The organism is Flavobacterium araucananum (assembly GCF_002222055.1).
Lineage (GTDB): Bacteria > Bacteroidota > Bacteroidia > Flavobacteriales > Flavobacteriaceae > Flavobacterium > Flavobacterium araucananum.
Genome location: NZ_MUGS01000004.1, coordinates 385,591 through 402,935, shown reverse-complemented (window position 1 = coordinate 402,935; position 17,345 = coordinate 385,591). Strand labels below are relative to the sequence as shown.

Annotated in this window: 15 protein-coding genes; 3 read left to right on the top strand and 12 right to left on the bottom strand. The window is 34.6% G+C overall.

Annotated elements, in window-relative coordinates; translation table 11 throughout:
- The first annotated feature begins 94 nt into the window (after positions 1–94).
- Complete coding sequence (locus tag B0A64_RS03990; RefSeq protein ID WP_089478252.1) at positions 95–592, top strand: SRPBCC family protein; 498 nt, start codon at positions 95–97, stop codon at positions 590–592.
- Between the two features lie 65 nt (positions 593–657).
- Here the strand turns inward: B0A64_RS03990 and B0A64_RS03985 are convergent, their stop codons facing one another.
- Complete coding sequence (locus tag B0A64_RS03985; protein WP_089478251.1) at positions 658–1,011, bottom strand: winged helix-turn-helix transcriptional regulator; 354 nt, start codon at positions 1,009–1,011, stop codon at positions 658–660.
- A 109-nt stretch (positions 1,012–1,120) separates the two neighbouring features.
- On the opposite strand from B0A64_RS03985, the gene B0A64_RS03980 reads away from it, so the two are divergent.
- Complete coding sequence (locus B0A64_RS03980) at positions 1,121–1,876, top strand: SDR family NAD(P)-dependent oxidoreductase (RefSeq protein WP_089478250.1); 756 nt, start codon at positions 1,121–1,123, stop codon at positions 1,874–1,876.
- A gap of 33 nt (positions 1,877–1,909) precedes the next feature.
- Entirely contained in the window at positions 1,910–2,680 is a 771-nt protein-coding gene (locus tag B0A64_RS03975) for an SDR family oxidoreductase (protein ID WP_089478249.1), read from the top strand.
- Between the two features lie 145 nt (positions 2,681–2,825).
- On the opposite strand, the gene B0A64_RS03970 is transcribed toward B0A64_RS03975, so the two are convergent.
- The 11 genes from B0A64_RS03970 to B0A64_RS03920 all read right to left on the bottom strand — a co-directional run bounded on the left by B0A64_RS03970 (position 2,826) and on the right by B0A64_RS03920 (position 17,344).
- On the bottom strand, positions 2,826–5,066 hold the full coding sequence (locus B0A64_RS03970; RefSeq protein WP_089478248.1) for a DUF6055 domain-containing protein: 2,241 nt from the start codon (positions 5,064–5,066) through the stop codon (positions 2,826–2,828).
- A 389-nt stretch (positions 5,067–5,455) separates the two neighbouring features.
- On the bottom strand, positions 5,456–6,712 hold the full coding sequence (locus tag B0A64_RS03965; protein WP_089478247.1) for a M12 family metallopeptidase: 1,257 nt from the start codon (positions 6,710–6,712) through the stop codon (positions 5,456–5,458).
- A 539-nt stretch (positions 6,713–7,251) separates the two neighbouring features.
- Positions 7,252–8,091, bottom strand: coding sequence for a DUF4249 domain-containing protein (locus tag B0A64_RS03960; protein WP_089478275.1), 840 nt, complete (start codon positions 8,089–8,091; stop codon positions 7,252–7,254).
- A gap of 4 nt (positions 8,092–8,095) precedes the next feature.
- On the bottom strand, positions 8,096–10,714 hold the full coding sequence (locus tag B0A64_RS03955) for a TonB-dependent receptor (RefSeq protein ID WP_089478246.1): 2,619 nt from the start codon (positions 10,712–10,714) through the stop codon (positions 8,096–8,098).
- A 100-nt stretch (positions 10,715–10,814) separates the two neighbouring features.
- Positions 10,815–11,657, bottom strand: coding sequence for a FecR family protein (locus tag B0A64_RS03950; protein WP_089478245.1), 843 nt, complete (start codon positions 11,655–11,657; stop codon positions 10,815–10,817).
- A gap of 12 nt (positions 11,658–11,669) precedes the next feature.
- Positions 11,670–11,879, bottom strand: a complete 210-nt coding sequence (locus B0A64_RS03945; protein ID WP_089478244.1) for a hypothetical protein — start codon at positions 11,877–11,879, stop codon at positions 11,670–11,672.
- Between the two features lie 46 nt (positions 11,880–11,925).
- Positions 11,926–12,447, bottom strand: coding sequence for an RNA polymerase sigma factor (locus B0A64_RS03940; RefSeq protein ID WP_089478243.1), 522 nt, complete (start codon positions 12,445–12,447; stop codon positions 11,926–11,928).
- 299 nt (positions 12,448–12,746) lie between these two features.
- Positions 12,747–13,502, bottom strand: coding sequence for a hypothetical protein (locus tag B0A64_RS03935; RefSeq protein ID WP_089478242.1), 756 nt, complete (start codon positions 13,500–13,502; stop codon positions 12,747–12,749).
- Between the two features lie 74 nt (positions 13,503–13,576).
- Positions 13,577–14,527: an NAD-dependent epimerase/dehydratase family protein gene (locus B0A64_RS03930; protein ID WP_089478241.1), complete on the bottom strand. Its 951-nt coding sequence runs from the start codon at positions 14,525–14,527 to the stop codon at positions 13,577–13,579.
- 27 nt (positions 14,528–14,554) lie between these two features.
- Positions 14,555–14,932 carry a hypothetical protein gene (locus B0A64_RS03925; RefSeq protein WP_089478240.1) on the bottom strand — a complete coding sequence of 126 codons (378 nt, stop codon included), beginning with the start codon at positions 14,930–14,932 and terminating at the stop codon, positions 14,555–14,557.
- 45 nt (positions 14,933–14,977) lie between these two features.
- Positions 14,978–17,344, bottom strand: a complete 2,367-nt coding sequence (locus B0A64_RS03920; RefSeq protein WP_089478239.1) for a TonB-dependent receptor domain-containing protein — start codon at positions 17,342–17,344, stop codon at positions 14,978–14,980.
- Position 17,345 lies beyond the last annotated feature (1 nt).

Genomic DNA, 17,345 nt, shown 5'->3' with positions numbered 1-17,345 from the left:
ATAATTACACCCAACGGTTTAATTTTAATTCATAAATACTGTTGGTCTCAACAGATAGAAACAGATCAGGACCAGCAATTAAAAAGATAAAAAAATGAGCAACGATTTACTATTTGATTTTACCGTTGACAAAACAACAAAAACGGTCGTCATAACCAAAGAATTTGCCGCTAAGCCCGGACTGGTTTGGGATGCTTTTACCCAACCGGAAATACTCGATCAATGGGTCGCACCTAAACCCTGGATATCCAAAACAAAATACATGGATTTTAAAGTTGGTGGACGAAGATTCTATGCCATGGTAAGCCCCGAAGGACAAGAGCGATGGTCGATTCAGGAATATACTTCGATCACGCCAAAAACCAATTACAAAATGTACAACTCGTTTGCAGACAAAGACGAAAATCCTGAGTTGCCGGGTTCTGTCTGGGATTTTAATTTTAGCGAACAAAATGGCATCACAGTATTGCATATCAGCATTACAAATGAATCTCTTGAGCGTATGGAAAAGGTTCTTGAAATGGGTTTTGTAGAAGGTTTTAAAATGACAATTGATAACCTCGAAAAATTATTGACTACCTTATCGCAATAATGATTCTAACTACAAAAACAGTACTCTGAAATACTTTTGAAATAAAAAAGAGGCACCGAAAAAAACTATTTCTCAATAATTTTTTTTCGATGTTCAATTCCCCACGCCGTCAGATTGTTTATAATAGTCTGCAATGTTTTGCCATGCGGTGTAAGCTCATATTTGACCGTAATGGGTTGCGTATCCAGAACAGTTCGCTTGATTAATTTGTTTATTTCAAGCTCCTTTAATTCCTTACTCAGCATTTTGTTCGAAATGCCAACAACATCATTCAAAATATCCGAAAATCGTCTTTTGTTATACAAACAAATCGACGAAATAATCGAGATTTTCCATTTTCCGCTCAGTACATCCATAGAATCCTGAACTGCCATCATCTCCTTCTTGTGCTGCTCTTTCTCAATTATATTACACTCCATAATGTTACTTTGTTACTTCAAGGTTACTGTTACTTTTAGTTACAAAGTTACTAAAATAAATTAATCCGTTATAAATTTGTACCCGTTAAACATTATAAAAAATATAAAAATGGATAGATTAAAAAACAAAGTAGCAATAATTACAGGAGCTTCTAAAGGAATTGGTGCTTCGATTGCAAAACATTTTGCTGCAGAAGGCGCAAAAGTTGTGGTAAATTATGCCTCCAGCAAAGAAGATGCTGACAAAGTGGTAAAAGCTATTACAGATAACGGCGGAAATGCAATTTCGGTACAAGCCGATGTGTCTAAAGAGTCAGACGTGACCCGACTATTCGAAGAAACAAAAAATGCATTTGGGACATTGGATATATTAATCAACAATGCCGGTATTTATCTGTATGCAGCTATCGAAGAGGATCAGGAAGAATCTTTTCATAAACAATTTAACACCAATGTTTTGGGCTCTTTATTTACGATTCAGGCAGCTTTAAAATTGTTTGGTAAAAAAGGAGGTAATATTATCAATATTAGCTCAGGCGCGAGCAATACACCACTGCCAACAGCAGCTGTTTACTCTGCAACCAAAGCAGCCTTAGATGCCATTACGATTTCTTTGTCGAAAGAATTTAGCGGCAGAAACATCCGTATCAACTCTATTTTGCCGGGCGTGGTAGAAACAGAAGGTTCGCATAGTGGCGGGTTTATTGGCAGTGATTTCGAAGCAAAATTAATTGCCACCACCCCACTTGGCCGTACCGGACAACCTGAGGATATTGCAAAAGTAGCGGTATTCCTGGCTTCTGATGAAGCTGCATGGATTACGGGAGAAAAACTGAATGTATCTGGTGGTATTTACGGGATATAAAGATTGGGCTGACTAAAATTTAAGAATAAAAAAATGAGTAAATTAAAAAACAAAGTTGCCGTGATTACAGGGGGCAATAGTGGTATAGGTTACGGTATTGCCGAAGCATTCAGGAATGAAGGCGCTGTTGGTACAGTTACCGGCAGAAATCAGATCACACTCGATAATACTGTCGAAACGTTGGGTTCTAATTTTATTGGCATAAAAGGGGATGTCACGAATAGCAATGATTTAGAAAATATATTTAAAAAGACCTTTGATAAATTTGGCAAAATTGATGTGCTGGTCGTAAATGCAGGCGGCATTGTAGATGGTATTCCTATGGCTGCCATAAACGATGTTACCGAAGAAAATTATGACGGTTACATGGATCTGAATTTAAAAAGCGCCTATTTCAGTGTTCAAAAATCGCTTCCGTATCTTAATGATGGTGCTTCGGTCATACTTATTGGATCAAGTGCCGCACATCGTGCCGCACCGGGAATGACAATTTATGCAGCAGCAAAAGCAGCAATCATATCACTAGCCAAAGGATTATCGCTGGATTTGTTGTCCAGAAAAATACGTGTTAACACACTTTCGCCTGGTTCTATTGATACGCCTGTTTTTGGAAAAATTGTGCCGCAGGAACAATTAGAACAAGTAAAACAACTCTGGATCGATATCACACCAGTCGGCAGACAAGGTCTTCCGTCTGATATTGGGAACGCTGCTGTATTTCTGGCTTCAGATGATTCAGCTTTTATAGTGGGTACAGAAATACTCTCAGATGGTGGTCTTACTAATATCAGTCTGATGAAATAATTTTTTATTCTGAAAATTTCCCAGTAAAATGACACACACAGGACCAGACAAGTAGTAAAACTTATCAAAAAGAAGAATTGGTGAAATAAAAAAAAGCCCTGTCAGATCTCTTACTGACAGGGCTTTAATTTTTGATTAAGGATATTTACTGTTTAATAAATGTTTTATTAACGATTGAATTTCCTGTTTGAATGCGCAGTAAATAAACACCTGCAGTCAAACGACTACAGTTGTACGGAATCTCTATGCGACCAATTTCGTAAGATTGATTGGTGATAATATCCAATTTACGCCCGTTAAGATCAAACAACGTGATAGTTACTTTTTCCTGCTCTGTTTGCATAAACGAAATGCTCAGGTTGTCTCCTGCCGGATTAGGATATATACTAAGATCATAATTGGTAGTATCATCTAAAATTGATGTATTTACCTTAAGCGTAGTTGCAGTACTGCATACAGGTGTTGTACTAAAAGCCATTGTCGCAGCCGAAAAGTTTGTAAATGCAGGATTGATATCAATATTTGAGGTATCATTTGCCCCTTTACCATCACATTCTGTGCGACCGTTTCTCCAATACGGAAATTGAAGGTATACTCCTGCTGTAGAACAGCTTCCTATTTCGGCATCGCCGCCCACAACAACCGATCCACCAAAATTTCCGGCGAACAACATCGCATTTCCTTTTATGTTTGCAGTGTTTGCGACAGAACCACCTTCCATCCAGGCATTTCCTTCGACTATTGCGCTGCTCGACAAAGTTGCATTATAGACACAAGCATTATCACGAACAATAGCGTTGCCGCTCAGATTACCACCGTCGACCATTGCATATCCTTCGACACGTACATTTCCAGAAAGGGTTCCGCCTCGTACAATTGCATAAGGTCCTACATATACAGATGTTGCTACACTGGCAGTATTAGAAACCCATCCGCCTCCATTGCTATGGATGCGTCCGTTTGTTTTAAGAAATTTTCTAAAATCGGCTGCCGGCTGAAATCCTTCCGGATTGGCATTTGCGATCTTTAACTCATAAGGATATCTCCTTTGTTTAGGATAACCCACATCCATATTGTAGTTTACATGAACTTTTGGCGCAGCAAATACAACCAGATAAATTCCTGTTTCGGTGGCTGAATTTAGAGTAAATGAGGCTTCTCCATCTGTAGCATACATTGGACTGTAACGAGATACTGTGCCATCTGTTTTTGTGGTAACAAAACCATATCGCCATCCTGCCTGTGTTGGGTTTACTTCTGTATGGCCTTTAAATTTTATGGTTACTTTTTTTTCTGTTCCCGTACAGGTTGGGTACAACGGAATTATATTCATACCATAATCCTGGGGTGCCCAATCGTTGTTGGTATAATACTGATCTGTAGTACCGGTAACTTTGGTCAAAAGCGTAAATTGTCTGCTGGTATAGCGGGGCATATTGTTTTTAATCAAAGCATAGGTCTCTCTGATTTTTTTGCCAAAATTACTGGTTGTATTTATTTGAGACGTCCACTGAATAGGATAATCAAATGCCGGCTGTCTCTGCGCATAATTCCAGAGATAATCGTTAAGCTGCTCCTGAGTAAATGCCTTAAGCCTTTTGATGGTTTCAAGCGGATGTTCCTGATTTTTGGACTCAGCCCACATTCTTCTCGTAAAATCAAAGCCTTCTTTTTCCTGTACATAATACATCAAATGAAAATTAGTATAATGATGGCGGTTAGAAGACCACATAAAATTTCTGGTTTGTATCCATCTGGTCAATGTTCCATCAATTTCTGCCCATTGCGGGTACGCTTGGGCACGCATAAAATTGGCATGACCCTCATAAAATGGCCCTGCCCAGTCATAACCGGAAAAAGCAGTTCCGTTGCCCGGGTTTTCCTGAATCCCCATCATCATTTGTAGTGTGTGGGCAAACTCATGAGACAATGCGCCACCATCTCTGGTTGCTTCAGGATGCACAAACATAGCGCCAATAGTGTTGCTAAAGGAACTCGCCTGGGCAAAAGCCTCTAAACGGGGATCTGTAGAGTTCCAGGTGTTCATCATTATAATGATGATTTTGTATTTTCCAAAATTGGTCGTTGGCGAATTATTGATAAATTTTAAATCGGTTATGTAACGTTTAAAACTGTGTTCGAGCGTATCTGCAACCGATTTAGGCGTAAATCGCAATGCCTTGTCAGAATACGTTGCAGGATTGGTTCCCACCTTGTCTCCCCAATACAGCACAAAGTTGGTAGACTCGTATTTTCTGGAGGTCGAAATGTTATTATAAAATTCATTGCCGGGGTTACTCCATTCTGTAGGTGTAAATAGCGTTTTTTGCCCGGTTGCAAGGTAACTGCAAAGAAAGAGCACAACTTGTAATAAAAGTTTTTTCATATAGTAAGTAATTTGGGGGTTACATAACGATGGTAAATTATAAATCTACTTTTATAAGACCTTAAAAAAGGCTTAAACATACTTAAATGTAATTATAACATTTAAAATTAAGTTTGCGAATATACGTATTAATATAAATACAAAAACAAAAAATAATCGACTAAGTGCAAATTAATACGATTAAAAGTAATTTTAATCTGTAACGAGTCTACAGATCATTTTACTTTTAATCGTATTAAATGGGGATTATGGTTCAATTTGAAGTGGTAAAAGACTACTGAATGCTAAATAAAAAATCCCTTTAAAATAAATTTAAAGGGATTTAAAAAAAGTGTAACTCTTAATTAATAAGTAACCAGATGGGTGTAAAGTATTTTAGATTTTATTTTTTATAGTGCATTTTCTAATTTAAATTTTCCTTTTTTCATGATATGATAAATTGAACTGGTGTATTTTACCCCTGCTGTTGTTTTTATTGTAAAATATATTTCAAAATCAGAAGTTTTTAAACCAGGGTCAGAATATCCTGTGTCAGCAACTGACATAAAAAATCCGGAAGCCCCCCAGCCTATTGCATAAGGTTCTCCATTCGTATTAATTTTTTTATACCACCAAATAATGCTATCTAAATCTGCATTGGCCAAGTTACCTGTATAATTCCATGTTATTATATTTACAGAAGAATCCATATAATCAGGTCCCTGAGCTGTAATTTTTGGTGCAGGTGGCAAATGACAAGTGTACATGGATGCCATCATTTCAAGGTCACCAGCCGAAAGTCCTGATCTTTGAGACTGAAAAGTAGATCCGTCTAATTTGGTCATGGTCGGTAAACCATTTGATGTAAAAGCATAGGAATCATACATCATTATCGAATTAAAATCCAATTGCCCGATTTGATATCCGTTTTCATTACGCTGAACATAAGTTTGAAACTGACTGTGATAGTTTGATGGTATATTGCCATAATTTATTACAATATAATTATCTCTATCGGTTCTTTGTTGTTCATGAAAAAAACCTACGGCATGTCCTATTTCGTGTATGGTATTACCTGTTGTACAATTTGGTCCTAATCCTATTACCTGACGACCGCCAATCATACCTAAATTTGAGTAACAACCATCTCCGGGAATAAATTCTATATAGTTAGCCTGATTGGTTCTCAAAACAAAATTTATCGGATAATTTGATTTCCAATGCTCAATTGCATCTGTAACTCGTTGCTGATTAGGCAAGGATGGATTTATATAATAGTAAACGGTGCAAAATGCCCATCTTGTTGATAAATCTGACAGACCTGTTCTTCCGGTTTGTGATGCTGCTTGTGACCATGAAGAAACCTGATCCGGTGTTAAAAGAATATCTCCGGATAAGACATACTCATTCTCTTTTTGTTCTAAAATAATATTCTTTCCTGTATTCGATTTTATTTCAATCAATTTTCCAGCACTGCCGGGAAATGCTAGTTCTACTTTAGAATTTCCTGCTAAAACAGTTTGTTTGTCATTTGTGTTGGATTGGGCATTCTCTTCAATAGAACTTTCGCTAGAACAATTTTGAAATAATAATAGTACCAAAATCATAAATGAAAAAAGTAGTGATGTACTGTAAAACTTGCTTTTAATTTTAAATTTTTTATTCATACTCTCTAATTATTAGTTTTGCCTTACTTTGTTTTGGGAGTGTTCAGATCAAATTCTTCTCCTTGTCTGGTTATTAAGTTTTAGTTTTATCAAGCGATTTTTTTTAAACTTTTTCCTAAAAGACAAATCAAATATATTAAAAACATGTTAAAAAATTAAGTTTTTTCTGAACACAATATTAAATTAAACCAAAAATAAACTTACTTTATTCAGTTTAGCTAGTCACAAAATAAACCTCTTGTACGAAGTCTCCCGACTTCGTACAAGAGGTTTGGGTAAAGTTTTTTCATTTTGGCCGTTTAGAATTTTTAAACAACCAATCTAAAAGCGAAAAGAATTAAATTATACTTCTATGAGTTATAATACCAATAAGATAAGATATATGGGTAAATACAAATAGCATCAACAAGTGTTGCCCGTATGACACTCTAAATAAAAGGATGCAAAGTATTGCCCAAGAAACAACATTGCAAAAAAAAATACACCTGACATTATCTATAATGCCAGATGTATTTACAAATCAACCTTCAATTAAATTTTTATTTTACGGTATAATACACGTGATTGGTTTCGCAAAGTCTAAAATAGCCTAATGCAAAATTATCAGGATTTGTATTGTTTATGACATTACCCCTAATATTGCCGGGTGCTGCTGCAAAAGGATTTCCGTTTGTCACTTCCAGAATTAAATTCATATAATTATAAAAGTTTTTAGAAATACCACGGTGCGTTATTTCAATAATTTTTCCGGGCTTTAAATCTGTATCTGCAAATCTTTCCGTTATTTCATTTCCATTAACATATTCATCACTTGATGCTGCGTACTGCGGAAATAATAAAAAATCACTTTTAAAATCTGTCAAATAATAATTGCCCTGATCGATTGGGTCTTTATAATCAAACTCTACTGCTATAAGATCAGGTCCCGTAATATCTGGTATAAATTCCTGATCTATTCTATCAATTGGCGGAACAGAAATTAATTTTTCGACAGCTGTAAAATTTTGCCCCTCTACGGTTACCTTTAGTGTATAATCCATATTAAGTACAGGCACAAAATCATGACAAACATATAAACCGGGTGTTGATTCAGTAAAGGTAAAAACGGTTCCGTTAGTGTTCTCTACTTTTACCTGTGCACCGGAAACCTGAGGTGTCCCTTTGCTGTAATACGGAGCCATTCGGCTTATTTTTATCGATTGTTCATTTCCTGTCGTTCCTTTTTCCCATCTTATTTCAGCATCTATCACTATTTTGGGATCACCTGTTTCTAAATCGACATTTACAACATCTTCACAGGATGAAAAAAACAAAACCAAAAGAAGACTACATAAAGCCAGCGCTTTAGTTTTAAAATTATATTTTTTTAATCTTAGCATACTATTAAAATTTAAAATTATACGAAACACCCGGTACTAAGCCAAAAATAGACAGCCTTCTGGCTTCATTCGCTCCCGTGTCTTCATTTGTGGTAAAATTCATTGAGGCAGCATTTTTTCTATTATAAATATTATAAATGCTAAATACCCAGTAGCTTTGCCATCCTTTCTTTTTATCCGGTTTAGGGGTATAAGTTGCTGCCAGATCTAAGTGATGATATACCGGAAGCCTGTCTGCGTTTCTTAAAGTATAATTAGGCACATTGATTCCGCCAAATTCATAATATCCGTTTGGATACGTTGTAGGCTGACCGGACTGCAAAGAGAAATTAGCACTAAAAGACCATTTAGGATTTAAATCATAACTTCCTACCGCATTCAAATTATGCATTTTATCATATCCTGATAAATACCAGTCACCATTGGCAATACCCGGTTCATCCGGAGTTCTTCCCGGAGTTTTTTGCTCTGCTCTGGACAACGTATACGAAACCCATCCTTTAAAATTACCTGTGTTTTTTCGAACTAATAACTCCATACCATACGATCTGGCTTTACCATTCAGGATCACCTGTTCGATATTATTATTTGCCAGAATATCAGCACCATCTATATAATCGATACGGTTTTTAATGGTTTTATAAAATAACTCTCCTTCAAACGAGTATTCGCTTTCGTTAAAATTCTTAAAATATCCCACTGCATACTGATCCAGCATTTGAGGTTTTGTAAAAGGCCCGCTTGGAGTCCAGATACTGGTTGGCAACGGAGATCTTGTATTTGACAAAATGTGTATGTACTGCGCCATTCTGTTGTAACTTGCTTTTACAGATGCATCATCGCTAAAAGAGTATGATAGTGCAAATCGTGGTTCAAGGTTATCAAACTTGCTTATGGTTTTTCCTTTTCCGTAAGAAACAGTTCCGGTTGGAGTTCCTTCTTCATAAATATGATATAACGGATTATAAACTACTGCTTTTCCATCTTGATAAGTGTTTATATCTTCACCTCCTAAACGATAAAACATACTATAGCGAAGTCCGTAACGCAGATTTAGTTTCTCTGTAATCTGATGTTCAAAATCAACATAAGCAGATGATTCTAAAGCATATTTTTTATCTAATTGTTTGTAGTTAAACTGCGAATCAGCCTCACTTGGCTGCACAGTACCCGGATTAAAATCATAATACAAACCATCAATACCATAATTGATTTTAACTTTTTCAGACATGGCATAATTCCAATTGTATTTAAGTCCGTAACTTTTGATACTGCTATCCCACTTAAATTTTTCGTAATTGAGCTCCAGATTAAATTTATAATCGCTGTAAAATACAGATAAGTTGGTATTTAAATCTTCCGAAAATTTATGTTTCCAACTTGCAATTCCCATTGTTGTACCATAAACACTTGAAAAAAGCTTATTAATATCGAATAAGTCATTGCCCAGATATCCTGAAAAAGCAAGTGTATTATTGGCATTTAATTTATAATTGAATTTAGCATTGATATCATAAAACATAGCAGAGTTTTTATTGTCTGCCAGTTTCAAAAATAAATGTGCATACGAAGCTCTTCCGGCAATGATAAACGAGCCTTTTTCTTTTTTTATTGGTCCTTGTACAGACAGTCGGCTTGAAATAAGACCAATACCCCCATTTACCTTATAATCTGAAAAATCGCCTACTTGCTGGCTTACATCAAGAACAGAAGAAACACGTCCTCCAAATCGGGACGGAATTCCTCCTTTGTATAAATCCAGTCCGCTAATAATATCTGCATTAAAAATAGAGAAAAATCCAAACATGTGCGAGTCTGCATAAACAGGAGCTCCATCTAAAAGAATCAAATTTTGATCTGCTGCTCCCCCACGAACATTAAATCCTGACGAGGCTTCTCCGGCATTTGTAACTCCCGGCAATGTTAGCAAAGATTTTAAAGGATCCGGTTCGCCCATGGCAACGGGAATCTTTTTAATCTCTTCCATCGTAAGCTTATTTACACTCATTTGAGTATTTCTAACATCAACTGCTTTAGAGGTTGTTATAATCACTTGCTCTAATTGTTGACTGTCGCCACCCATATTAAAATCAATTCTTTCGTCGCCGGAAACAGTAATTTGTCTTTCTACATTTTTAAACCCCACATAACTTATCAAAACCGTATACGTTCCGTTATCTATTTCTATAGAAAACATTCCGTTTTTGTCTGTTGTAGCTCCTGTCCCTATTTCTTTGATATAAACATTGGCCCCAATAACAGATTCTCTGTTGTCGTCAAGAACCTGACCTGTTAACTTGTTTTTTTTTTTAGAAGTAGTTGTTTTAGAAGATTTCTGTTTTACAAAAATATTATTCCCTACAATCGAAAACTGGATTAACTTACTGTGATTTAACTCATTGATAAGCTCCTTAATTTCGATATTGTTGTAGGTATTTTTTTGCGTAAAGTAATGTTGACTTGTATTGATCTGATCTGTAAAAGCAAATTTAAAGTCTGTCTGGCTTTCTATTTGTTTAAATAATTCTTTTAGAGTTACCGTTTTATCTACAGTTACAGTTATGTTTTGAGAGAACACAGACAAACTGAATAAAAAAAAGCATGCTGAAATTATATGCTTCATGAAATTTTGTATTTTTGAATATTAATAAATGGATAGTTTTTTTACTATTCTTACTATGGGAAGGATGTTTAGTTTCGCGGCTAGGACATCCTTTTCTTTTCTATTGAAAAGTAATCTGTTTTACTTTTTCATTTATTTCAAAGTTTAGGTTATACATTTCTGCTATTAATTGGACTATTGTTGTTAAATCTTCTTTTTTATTTATTCGCACCGTAATTTTCTGGTTGTCATACTGCTGCGGGATTGTTACTTTATAACCATAATTAGACTCGATATAAGTACTGACAGCACTTAGATTTTCATTATCAAAATCTACAAACCTGTCAAATCCGGCTACTACCGCAGTTTCGTTTCCGTAGGTAAATTTTTCGCCGGGTTTGAGTATCCATTTTTTAGTCTGATTTTTTACACTCATCTCAACACTTCCTTCATAAAGCTCTACCGAAACTTCTTTTTGGGTATATCCTTTCACAATAAACGAAGTGCCTAATACAGTGGTCGATGTTTCGTTGCAAAACACCTGAAAAGGATGTTTTTTGTCTTTTGTAACTTTAAAATAAGCTTCACCAATAAGTTGCACTTTTCTGTTTAAAGCAAAATTACTGGCGTACACAATTTTCGAATTTGGACTTAATTCTACTCTCGAACTATCCGGCAAGACTATTATTTTTAAAATAGAAGTCGCATTTTTGACCGTAGTTTCGGCTAGCGTAGTATTGGTATTAGTGATATCATTATTAAAATAAAGGGCAGTTCCCAAAAAAACAAAAATTAATACAGCCGCCGCCGCATAATAACGCCAAAACTTATTTTGTTTCTTTTTTGAAACAAAGGCTTTTGACTGAAATTCCTCCCAAGAAACTTCTTTTTCTTTATCTGAATGTGAAATAGGGGTTTCGTCCCAGATTTTTTTTAATTGATCTTCTAATTTCTTTTCGTCCATGTTTTTTGAGCGTTAAAGTTTTTGACAATAAAATCCCTGTTTATTAAAAACCCCGTAAACCATTTCTTTGATATCTCTGTTGGTTTCGATTCTTAGAATAGTACTACTATCGTCTAAGTCAAAATTCATGATACAATCAGAAATAATAAACTGTAAAAGAACAACAATAAAGCTTGCTTCTTCTTTGGTTTTAACATCTGTTTTATAAGACTCAATATGCATTTTTTGTTTCTGTTTATATCTATAACAAACGAGAACACAAAAGTTCCTAATGATCTTCGATTTTTTTTCTAATAAATTTACTGGCAAGATAAATATGATTGGCAATTGTTTTTTCAGAAAGATCTGTTATTGCTGCAATCTCCTTATAGCTAAGGTTTTCCAGTTTATGTAGGGTAAATATTTTTTGTTGCTGTTCCGGAAGAAGATTGATAAAATTATATAATTTTTCTTTTCTTTCTTCAAAAATACCTGTATCATGATCCTCCTGCACCATTTCGAATTGAGCAGGATCAAGCTGAATTATTTTATTTTCTCTGTTGACATGATTGATTATGATATTCTTGCAGATTGTAAACAATTGTTTATCGAATAACACCTCTTCATTAAGCAATTCTCTTTTATTGTATACTCTTAAAAAAGTTTCCTGTACAAAGTCTTGTGGTGTGAGAACTGTAAAATTAAATCGTCTGGCAATGTTTATCAGTTTATCATAGTAATTAAGATAAGCTTCTTTGAAAGAAGCTTCATTACCTTTTTTTAAACTTAATATAAACTTTTTATTGTCCATAACCTAACTATGATGATTAGTCTAAACTCTACATGCCTAAATAATATTGTGCACTAAAGCTACAGACTAAAACTGTATTCTTTATTTTGAATAAACTTTAAGATGCAAATAACAGAAATTTTATTCAAAAATATTTGCCAAAAAAATATTGTCTTCAAAATTTTCTGACGTAACCTCAAAAAATAAGCCCATTCCTTTCGGTTTGGGCTTATTTTAGTCCTTACAACCCGGGTGCCGTTTTTGTTAAAACAAATGCCGTAACCCGATCCTGAACTAATGGTTGTTTTAAAAGCTGATGTCTACTTAACACCTATACCCTGAGATTTTAAGGCTATAATATCATCCGGCGTATTATTTTTATAGCCTGCATTGTGTATTTCTACAATAAACTCTTTGCTTATCGATAATGATTTAAAAGCAAGTAACTGATCCAGATCGATAGCTGTAACTCCTGCCTCTTTGATAGATGTAATGTAAGCTTCGTCTATATGCAGGGAAACAAGCGGAAGTATCTGATCTATATCCAGATTATTATATCCGTTTTTCTTTAGCATTTGCACATAGGATGCTTTTACATTCATCAAAAAGAAAATCATAAGATCGCTGTCTTTTGTACTCACAACTCCTTCTTTGACCAGTGCAGCGGCATACTCTTTATCCGGTGTAAAATTATAGGTTCCTGTTCCTTTGTTTCCGTCAAATTTTCCGACAAAAGACATTGTTCCGGCTTCCCGTATTAATGTAAAATCGCCTTGTTTATCTCTGGGAAGATTGCTAAAATCGCTTAACTCGAAACTGTTCGAGGAGCTATTATTCTTACTACCTCTAAATTCAATATTTACGGTCTCACCCTGAATAGTGGCAAACCAATTTCCTTCTGTTTTCATTTCGTTTTGAATGTTTAAATGTTGATTTGATTCTTTTTTTGAATTTGAACTAACTGTTTGACTCTGCGCTGCCGGTTGATAAATAAACCAGGTAAATAACACCATTATTGGCAATAACAAAAAATATTTCCAGATGGTGCGAACGTTAGACTTTTTTGAGTTCATCATAATAATTCGTTTTTTAAGAGTGGCGGTTATTATAACAAAGCCCTTGTACAAACAAGGGCTTTGTTATTTTAGTTTTAGACATTTACGGTTAATTTCTCCAGCATCTCTAAAGTCATAGTTTCTATATCAAACTTATTGTTCCAATTCCAGTCATTTCTTGCACAACTATCATCAATACTATCGGGCCAACTATCTGCAATTGTCTGGCGAAAATCGTTTTCTTTATAAGATATCTTAAAATTAGGAAGCTGCTTTTTTATTTCGGCCGCTATTTGGGCAGGATTAAAGCTCATCGCGGATAAGTTATATGACGAACGAATTTTTACCTGCTCAGCCGGTGCTTGCATAATATGTATTGCTGCATCGATAGCATCATCAATATACATCATAGGCAAATTGGTCTCTGCTGATAAAAAGCACTCATAATTTTGCTGTTTTATTGCCCAATGAAAGATATCAACAGCATAGTCTGTTGTACCGCCACCCGGTGGGGCCGACCAACTAATAATTCCGGGATATCGAAGGCTTCGAACATCAACACCAAAAGTTTTATGGTAGTATTCGCACCATCTCTCACCAGATTGTTTACTAATCCCGTATACGGTCGAAGGCTCCATAATGGTATATTGGGGCGTATTGTCGCGCGGTGTATTATTGCCAAAAACAGCTATACTTGACGGCCAGAATATTTTTTTTATTTTCTTTTCTTTTGCCAGATTGAGTACATGAAAAAGCGAATTCATATTTAAATCCCAGGCATGGGCCGTTGCTTTTTCTGCCGAGGCAGATAATAATGCCGATAACAAATAGACTTCTTCAATTGCATATTTATCTACAAAATGTTCGATCTGGTTGTAATTAAGCGCATCGATAATTTCGAAATAACCCTGATTCACACTATCATTTTCAGGTTTTACAATATCTGATGCAATGACATTTTCGACACCATAAATTTGTCTCAATCTCTGGGTAAGTTCCGTACCAATCTGACCACACGCACCTATAACTAAAATTTTCTTGCTCATACTTATTGAAAATGATTTAGCGTTTTTTTAATTCTTTAATTGATAATGTGCTTTTTTAGATCTTAATTCTCCCCAATCTGAGTCGATTTGGTAAATTCTTTCTTCAATACTGTTAATGTCAGTATTGTCCTCAAAAGCTTCGACTATCTTTAATAGTAATTTTATAATTTTTACTGCCAGTGATTGTCTTTTCTCTGCATTATAATTTGTAGATAATGTTTCACTGAACATAAAATTCAGGCTTCCTAAAATATATCTGAATTTCATTGATAAATTTTCTGAGATTGCGATATCATTAATAATGATGGGTTCAAGATCACTTTTGTTCTGAATTCTGGTCTTAATGTCAAATATATATACATAACCATTTACAACACCATACACTTCTCTTATACTATTCTCCATATACTTTTTAATTTATTTAAAATTTATACCTTACAATTTCTCTTCTTAATTACTTCTGTTTCTTTCCTGCTCATTACCAAAGTTTCTTTCCTGCGTTGAAATTTTATCATTCCCGAAATTATAGATAAGGGAAATTCTAAAATACCTGTTATTGGGATAGCTCACAAAGTTTTGATTTATACCATTTACCTGCGAATACATTATTGGGCGACTAGAGTTGAATATATCATAGAAACCTGTAGTAAGCTTAAAGTTTTTAATAAGCGAATTGAACGATAATGCAATATCCAGGGAGCTTGCCTTGGTATAATTGTATATATTATCGTTGTATGGCGAATCGTACCAAAAATTAACTTCGCCCACAATAGATTTTGCTTTGCTTAACGTAATCTGGTTATTGATGGAACCATAAAATTCAAAACCATTTTTTAAAACTGCATTTACTGCTGCATCTGTTTTTTCTGATTGGGAATAATTAAGAAACAAGGTGTTATCAGCTTTCCACCACGGCGTAATTTTTAGCTGAAAAGTCTCGGTTAAGGAATAGGCATATTTTGTATAATAATTTTTAGCTGTCGTTATTTGTTCTTTAGCAGCATCGTTTGCCTGAAAAATATAGCCAAAGGATTGTGTCTGTGCAAAATAGGCTAATTTGGTTGTAAAGTTATCTTTATAAATATGTGACACTTCGAGATTGTGACTGTAAGAAGGCGTTAAATATGGGTTTCCCATATACGATAATTGACTGCTTATGTAATATCGTGCCGGATTTAACTGAAAATAATTGGGTCTGTAAAGTCTTTTACTATAATTAAAAATGAATTTGTTATCGTCGCTTTTGTTATATTGTAAATAGAAAGTCGGGAAAATTTTAAAATAATCGTTTTTATTAACCTGATCCAATAATCTGGAAATTCCTTTTGTTTCTGTATATTCTGATCTTAAGCCTAATTGCATTTCCCATTTATCGCTCAATTTTTTAGATCCATTTAGGTAAGCTGCCTGAATGTTTTCTTTAAACTCAAATTGGTTAATTTGTGTAATATCATTTAGTACATCATAATTGTTCAAAGAGTACTGTGTATCACTAAAACTAAACTTTGCTCCGTAAGAAAGATTTACAAATTTTAACGGATGCTCAAAATCTATTTTAGCATTATAGTTGCGTATTTTATGTTCAGAATTACTTAGATTGTCAAAGTTTGTACCAATCACGACATCATTTGCATCATAGTTTTTGGATAAAATATTATTATCCTGAACTTTGTTGTAATCCAGAAAATCCAGGTCAATAAACATTTTTCTGCCTATCGTATCCAATTGTTTTTCTAAATGGGCATTCCACAAATTATTTTTATTCTTGTTATTCAAATTTCCATTACCATGCAAATACGAGTCTACTTCGCCGGAATTTTTTAAGATTGTAGTATCTACTTTGTCATCTGTACTTTTATTGGTTAACGAACCTAAATATTGTACTCCAATTTTTGTCGTACTATTTACATTATAGTCGAATAAAAGTCGTCCTGAAAAATCATTTAATTTGGCTTTTTGATTAAAAACCAAGTGATCATTTCGATCTGAGTAAAAAATATTAGAAAGCTCTTTATAATGTTCATAACCATAATTATAGCCAAGTGTCAAAAGAGAACTTACTTTACCTTTTTGATAACTAAAACTATTGTTCAAAGATTGTTTACCATACTTTCCTTGTATTTGCGTTAGTGTGGTACTGTTGTTCCAAGCATTTCTTCTTCCTTTTTTATACACGATATTTACAATTCCGCTATTACCTTCGGCTTCATATTTTGCCGGAGGGGTCGTAATTACCTCTACTTCTTTGATATCGCTGGCAGAGATCGAATTCAAAAAAGTTTTTAGCTCTTCGCCTGATAACTGAATCATTCTTCCGTCGACCATTATTTTTACGCCGCTTTTTCCTAACATCGAAATCTCATCGTTTTTTAGCACTAAACCCGGAGATGATTTTAATGCATCAAAAGCATTACCACCACTGGCAATTGGGCTGTTCTCGATATTAACAACCATGCGGTCTATTTTTCTCGTAATCCTTTTTTTTGCTCCGGTTACAACAACTGTTTCTAAGCTATTTGGTTTTTCAGATAATACTATAACCTCTAATGTCTGATCTTGTTCTACAATAATTTCTTTGCTATAATTGTCGTAACTCATGTGATCAACCGTCAGTTTATAACTTCCTTTGGGAACACTTAATTCAAAATTCCCCTTATCATCAGTCACCACGCCTTTTATAGACTGGGTAGACTGATCTGTTAAAACAACATTTGCAAAAGGAACTGATTCTGTATGACTCATTATTCGACCACTTATTTTTACTTGCGAAAAACAAAAAAATGGTAGCAAGATTATTAATTGTATTACTTTTTTCATG